The organism is Porphyromonas sp. HMSC065F10 (genome assembly GCF_001808555.1).
Taxonomy (GTDB): Bacteria; Bacteroidota; Bacteroidia; order Bacteroidales; family Porphyromonadaceae; genus Porphyromonas_A.
The window spans coordinates 1-6,295 of record NZ_KV793719.1; the positions used below are offsets into that span (position 1 = coordinate 1).

At 58.8% G+C, this 6,295-nt stretch carries 6 protein-coding genes; all 6 read left to right on the forward strand.

Annotated features, from left to right (window positions below):
* Window positions 1–295: 295 nt before the first annotated feature.
* The 6 genes from HMPREF2890_RS00040 to HMPREF2890_RS00065 all read left to right on the forward strand — a co-directional run bounded on the left by HMPREF2890_RS00040 (window position 296) and on the right by HMPREF2890_RS00065 (window position 6,204).
* On the forward strand, window positions 296–2,032 hold the full coding sequence (locus HMPREF2890_RS00040) for an alkaline phosphatase (RefSeq protein ID WP_070463822.1): 1,737 nt from the start codon (window positions 296–298) through the stop codon (window positions 2,030–2,032).
* 167 nt (window positions 2,033–2,199) lie between these two features.
* Window positions 2,200–2,940 (forward strand): hypothetical protein, encoded by a 741-nt coding sequence (locus HMPREF2890_RS00045; protein WP_070463825.1) that lies wholly within the window; start codon window positions 2,200–2,202, stop codon window positions 2,938–2,940.
* Window positions 2,933–3,607, forward strand: a complete 675-nt coding sequence (locus HMPREF2890_RS00050) for a hypothetical protein (protein ID WP_070463827.1) — start codon at window positions 2,933–2,935, stop codon at window positions 3,605–3,607. Before HMPREF2890_RS00045 ends, HMPREF2890_RS00050 begins: the two co-directional genes overlap by 8 nt.
* Before the next feature lie 2 nt (window positions 3,608–3,609).
* Window positions 3,610–4,119 carry an FHA domain-containing protein gene (locus HMPREF2890_RS00055; protein ID WP_070463829.1) on the forward strand — a complete coding sequence of 170 codons (510 nt, stop codon included), beginning with the start codon at window positions 3,610–3,612 and terminating at the stop codon, window positions 4,117–4,119.
* 88 nt (window positions 4,120–4,207) lie between these two features.
* Window positions 4,208–5,329, forward strand: a complete 1,122-nt coding sequence (locus HMPREF2890_RS00060) for a mannose-1-phosphate guanylyltransferase (RefSeq protein WP_070463831.1) — start codon at window positions 4,208–4,210, stop codon at window positions 5,327–5,329.
* Window positions 5,326–6,204, forward strand: coding sequence for a JAB domain-containing protein (locus HMPREF2890_RS00065; protein ID WP_070463833.1), 879 nt, complete (start codon window positions 5,326–5,328; stop codon window positions 6,202–6,204). Before HMPREF2890_RS00060 ends, HMPREF2890_RS00065 begins: the two co-directional genes overlap by 4 nt.
* Window positions 6,205–6,295 lie beyond the last annotated feature (91 nt).

Here is a 6,295-nt window from a genome sequence, read left to right on the forward strand (position 1 = left end):
CTAATACCGATATTAGACTTCACTAATATCGGTATTAGATAGAGCGCCTATCCATCGGGTATTGGGCACCCCTCCTTTATGGTCCACAGCAAAGGCTACCTCTTTTTCCTCTCCCTCCCGGCCCATCAAAATGCGAGCTGGTCTAATTATGCTCGGCAAACATTATCTCTGGCAAACATAGCTTTTCTTGGGATTAAATTAAGTGGCAGAGGTGACACCCATACGGACTACATCCCCTCAGTGTGGGGCAAAAGAGCTACATTTGTGCCTGTAGAAGAATTAGCAAACGTAATCTATGAGATCATTTCACCTCTCTGTCGTGCGCAGCCTCGTCCTGGCTGCAACGCTGCTTGTGACGCTGCCCGGTCGGGCGGTCGTCCATGAGACCCCCAAGCCGGTCAAGAACGTCATCCTCTGCATCTCCGACGGGACCTCCCTCGCCACCCTCTCGCTGGCACGCTGGTACCAGCGCCTCACGGATGCGGAGAAGCAAAACCTCCTCATCGATCCCTATCTCTGCGGGACCATCCTCACCTACTGCTCCGACTCGCCCATCGGCGACTCCGCCCCCACCACCAGTACCTATATGAATGGTGTGCCGGGCCTTGCCGGTCAGGTGAGCACCTATCCTGTCCTCCACGGTGAGGCGGACCTCCTCCCCTACGACTCGCTGTGGCAGAGACGTCCCCTCGTACCGCTCTGGCAGGCACTCCGTATGGAGCAGGGGCGTAAGACCGGCATCGTGGTGACATGTGAGTTTCCCCACGCCACCCCGGCCGACTGCACCTCCTCCTCATATAAGAGGAACAAGTACTCGTGGATCGTCCCCCAGATGGTGCACAATCAGATCGACGTCCTCTACGGTGGCGGGGCCTCCCTCATAAAGCCGGAGTACCGCAAGTACCTCGAGGAGCGTGGCTGGAGCGTCTTCACGGACCCGGGCAAGGCGGCGCTTGACTATCAGGGCGAGAGAGTCTGGGGACTCTTTGCTCCGATGGACATGCCCTTTGACATCGACCGGGACCCCGCCGTGATGCCCTCGCTGGAGGAGATGACAAAGAGTGCCCTCCGGATCTTGGACACGAATAACGACAAGGGCTTCGTGCTGATGATCGAGGGGTCCAAGGTGGACTGGGCAGCTCACGCCAATGACCCTGTCGGCATGGCAACCGAGTTCCTCGGCTTTGATCGTGCAGTCAAGGCTGCGATCGACTTTGCCAAGAAGGATGGCAACACAGTCGTCCTGATGACCGCCGACCACGGCAATAGCGGCATCTCCCTCGGGACCGACAACCTCGGTCACACGTACGCAGAGACACCCGCATCCAAGCTCTTCGGTCCCATCACGAACATCAAGCTCACCGCCACCGGCCTTGCCGAGCGCCTGATCGCCTCCCCGGAGGAGGATATTGAGCAGATCTGGGAGGAGGTGACCACTCGCAAGCTCCCCGCTGACCAGCTGCCGATCGTCCGCGCACTCCGCCGGTACGAGGTGGACAGCCGTAGTGCAGCCACCCAGCCGGCTGAGGTGAGGAAGAAGGTACAGCTCTCCGACTACCTCTCCGCCGACCTCATCGACCACCTCAAGTCGCTCTACGCCTCCTCGCTCGCCGGCTACATATGTCGCGCCTACACCGATATGACCTACATCGTCTTCACCACCCACGGGCATACCGGTGAGGAGGTGTTCCTCGGCTGCTACCACCCCGACTTTGAGAAGCGTCTCATCGGTTTCAATACCAACCTCCAGCTCCATGACTACCTCCGCACGCTGACGGCGATGCCACAGACGATGAAGGAGCTGTCGGATAAGTACTTCGCACCCCATACGGAGGTCTTTGCGGGGTGCAAGATGACCCTCAAGGGCGACCGTGCCGAGGATATGGTGCTGACGGTGAAGAAGGGCGGTCACACCTACGTGATCCCCGCCTTCTCGACCCTCTACACCGTGGATGGCAAGCAGAGGGAGCTGCCCATCGCCACAGTCTACAACGACGAGACCAAGACCCTCTACCTCCCCCGCACGCTCTGACGAGAGGAGGATGAGAAACGGTAAAGCGTCCCGGGTGCCACGGCTACTCGGGACGCTTTCTTTGACCCTGAGCCACCGGCACACCGGGTCTCGTACGGCAACGTAGCGGAGAGATGGCAGGGTATTTGCGGTGTTCTTGGTAGATTTGAGTGTAAGAAAGAGACAATATGGAGGAAAATAGCATAGACGACAAGGCTTCGGCAAAACAGTATCTGCAGATGACGATCGGCGGAATGGGCAATCTGAGTGCCAATCCGTCCATCCTCGTAATGCTGCTGATCCCCCAGAGCGAGACGGGCAAGCCGATCCGAGAGGTGACCGAGCAGCTATTCCCGGTCCCCCTTCAGCCACCGCTGGGGCAGCTTTACTTCCCTCGTCTGGTAAGTACACTGCACCGAGGACCCGAGCCTGAGAGCCTATTCAGGTCATACCTTGTCTCCTCCGGTACGAGCCTGCTCTCCCTCAAGGTCACCTCGGAGGGGGATCACCTCACCACGATGGTGACGCTGAGGGATCGGGAGGGACTGACGAAGAGCTTCTCCGTCCCTATGGTGGATGCGCTGATCCACGCAGTCTTGCATGGGGTGCCGATCTATGTGGACCGAGACATTCTGCTGAGCATTGGTTCGCAGGTATCCTTCCACTTCATTTCCGACCCGACAGAGACGCCGACGATCCGGCCGGAGCGGGTGATGCCCCCTTACGAGAGGATCACCGACTTTATCCGCTCCGGGAGTAAGCCCGAGGAGATGGACGAGGAGATGAGGAAAAATGTGCAGGTGATGCTCCCTCGACAGTGGGAGGAGCTGGGAGAGATCGCCGTAGAGACAGAGAATTATGAGTGGGCCTCCTATCTGCAGGAGCTGGAGAGCACTCATCCATCCGATACGATGACAGACCATGAGTGAGAGCAGCACAAAGATCGTACAGATAGCCTTCAGCGGGCTGGAGATGGGACGGGTGTCCGGCAGCGAGTCGGACTTGCGTCTGGTACTTAAGACTGTGGATGAGGGTCCCCGACGGGAGTATTTACTGCCGGTACCCCCCTCGCTTGACGCGGAGTGTACCGGCATCATCCGTCTCTATCTGTCGGGCAAGGACCAGATACGGAGCGCTGACTCCTTTTTCCGTAATGTACAGGACGCTGTGGGCTGCCCCATCAGCCGCATAGTGATCCGGGGCGATGGGGAGGGAGGGCACCCACGTGCGGAGGTAAAGGCAGTGGCTGAGGAGGGCGACATCTCCTTTGACGTGCAGGTGTCCGAAGGGGTACTCCACGCGACGTTCAATAGCCTGCCCTTACTGATCGAGGAGCAACTCCTTAGCCCCTCTCACCGGCACAATGAGGAGGAGTGGGAGGGGACGATGCGTCGGCTCTCCCCGGAGGCTGAGTATGAGCTGCTCAGCCATCACCTAAGACAGGGACGGATGCCGGAGGACTATGAGGCTGATCGGCTGGTCGCCTCCTTTGACACGATCAGCAAGGTGCATGCGAGAGACCTGCTGCATCAGGCGATAGAGGCGGAGCAGTACGAGTGGGCCGAGTGGATCAGTAATTACTTAGAGAGAGAATAGCCATGAAAGCGAAGTGTCCTTACTGTAGTAGAGAGATCAATGTCATCTGCCCTGCCCCCACCGTGAAGGACGGGGTACGGGAGGTCTGCCCCCTCTGTCGCCACCCTTTCCTTGTCTTCCGCAGCGAGACCCATCGCCTTATGCAGCAGACTCCGGAGATGCTCTCGATCTCACTCGAGGAGCCCGGCAGCTGCTACATCGAGGTGGTGGACAGTCAGCTCTCCGATGAGCGAAAGTTTGCCCTTCCCCGCGGCTGTGAGCGTTCCTTTGGGCGCTTCCAGACCGACTCCGACGTCGACCTTCAGCTGCCGACGCACGATGCCGATCTCGATCGGCGCCACGCCATTTTCACCCACGACAAGAGGGGAAACCTGACCGTGCGGGATGCCGGCAGCAGCAAGGGGACCTATGTCAATGGGGAACCGCTGCAGCCGGGAGAGCGACGCCGATTGGAGGATGGGGACGTGATCACGATGGGTCACACCTCCGTGATCGTCTCTGCCGGGGAGTGATGGGCGCTCCGCATGACGGAATTTAGGTACCTTTGTGCCACTCAAAGAGGTGGACGAACTTCCTCTAATACTATAAGCTTCTTCCCTTATGGTCCTTGACCCTACACATCATCAGTACTGTGTGATCCTTGCCGGTGGCACGGGCAGCCGCTTCTGGCCCTACAGCCGGGAGAGTCACCCGAAGCAATTCATCGACTTCCTCGACACCGGCAAGAGCCTCCTCCAGCTCTCCTACCATAGATACCTCAAGCACTTCGCCAAGGAACGCCTCTTCGTGGTGAGCAACGTAGACTACCGCGCTCAGCTGAGGGAGCAGTTACCGGAGCTGCCGGAGGAGTGCCTTCTCCTTGAGCCGACCCACCGCAATACCGCACCGGCGATCGCCTACGCCGTTCGCCACATCTACGCCCTCGACCCCGATGCGGTGGTGACCGTGGCACCATGTGACCACTTAATCGTCGCCCCGGAGGAGTTCGTAGAGCTGGTGGATGACGGCTGTCGCCTGGCAGAGAAGAAATCGGGCGAGATCGTCACCATAGGCATCCGCCCCACCTACCCGGAGACCAATTACGGATACATCCAGGCGGTCAGCCGTGACGAGAACCACACTGAGGGAGCCGGATCTCAGCCGTATGAGGTGAAGACCTTTACCGAGAAGCCTAATGCCGAGATGGCACAGGTGCTGATGGACAGCGGGGAATTTTTTTGGAATTCGGGCCTCTTCATCGCCCGCGCCGACACCTTCATCACCGAGCTCAAGACCCACCTCCCGGAGCTTACGGAGAGGCTCTATGCTCGCGATGAGGTGTGGGGGACGGCGGAGGAGGAGAACTTCGTAAGTGCCGTCCTGCCCTACAGCCCCAATATCTCATTTGACTACGCAGTGATGGAGAAGGCTGAGCATGTTACCATGCTGCTCTCCGACGCCGGGTGGGTCGACCTCGGCACCTGGTCGGCGATCCACTCGATGGCGGACAAGGATGAGCAGGGCAATGCGGTACTGGGGAAGGGGCCAAAGATCTGCAACTCCTGCCGCAATACCCTCGTCGTCTCCGAGGATCCCAATCGACTGATCGCCCTCGAGGGGATGGAGGATGTCGTGGTGATCGACCACAAGGATGTGCTGCTGGTCTGCAAGATCAACGATCTCGACAAGATCAAGCAGCTGATATTTGATGCGGGGAGCATAGACCGGAAGTTTGTCGAGTGAGTAAGGAGACAGACAAGAAGAAGAGCGGAGAGGGCAAGTCGGGGATCCACGGGATACCTCTTGAGGAACGTCCCCGGGAGCGTGGGCTGAGGGATGGCGTGCGCTCACTCTCAGACGTTGACCTCCTGGCGATACTGATCCGTGGAGGGACTAATAATCAGGATGCGATAGATCTGGCTAAGGCACTCTTAGCCGAGTACCTCGGTCACCTTGACCTCCTCTACAAAGACTTTATAGACAATATACACCCCTCCATCCGTGGTATAGGTGATGTGAAGTTAGTCACCATCGCCGCCGCCATGGAGCTGGGTATGCGCGCCACCAGAGGACTCTGCGACCCCAAGTACGGCACAGACATGACGCAGGCGAGCAACAGCCTCAAGATCTACGACTACATAGCCGACCGGCTGACCGGTCTCTCGGAGGAGCAGATGTGGCTCCTCTGCTTCAATAGTCAGAATATGGTGATCCACAGCCATCGGATCCTTAGCCGAAGCGAGTTGCTCGGTGACGACAAGGTGCGGATCGAGCGAAAGCAGCGAGCCGAGACCGACAGCCGGGCTGTGGCTGAGGAGGAGACAAGGCTGAGGCTCACCACGCCTATCCGCCGGGTGATCTCTGCCGGTGGGTATCAGGAGACCTCCGCCGATGTGCGGGTGATCCTCCGAGAGGCACTGCGTCACCGGTCGCTCGGTATCGCCGTGGTCCACAATCACCCGGGAGGGTCGCTCACCCCAAGCACCGACGACGACAGCTTCACTTGGCGGCTCTACGAGGCGTGCCGCGTGGTGGGCGTGACGCTGCTCGACCACCTCATCTATACCGACAGAGGCTACTACAGCTACTTCGATCACGACCGGCTGACGGGCAGGTAGCCGGCCTCTCTTGATCTTTGCAATCAGGTTGCGGGAAAGGACTCCTACCTTTGCATCATAAGTTAAGCGTATGAGTACCTATTATGAATAA

Bases quoted from the DNA above. Each gene is read 5' to 3' on its own strand.
- HMPREF2890_RS00045 (WP_070463825.1), top strand. From the start codon at position 2,200: ATGGAGGAAAATAGCATAGACGACAAGGCTTCGGCAAAACAGTATCTG.
- HMPREF2890_RS00055 (WP_070463829.1), top strand. From the start codon at position 3,610: ATGAAAGCGAAGTGTCCTTACTGTAGTAGAGAGATCAATGTCATCTGC.
- HMPREF2890_RS00060 (WP_070463831.1), top strand. From the start codon at position 4,208: ATGGTCCTTGACCCTACACATCATCAGTACTGTGTGATCCTTGCCGGT.
- HMPREF2890_RS00050 (WP_070463827.1), top strand. From the start codon at position 2,933: ATGAGTGAGAGCAGCACAAAGATCGTACAGATAGCCTTCAGCGGGCTG.
- HMPREF2890_RS00040 (WP_070463822.1), top strand. From the start codon at position 296: ATGAGATCATTTCACCTCTCTGTCGTGCGCAGCCTCGTCCTGGCTGCA.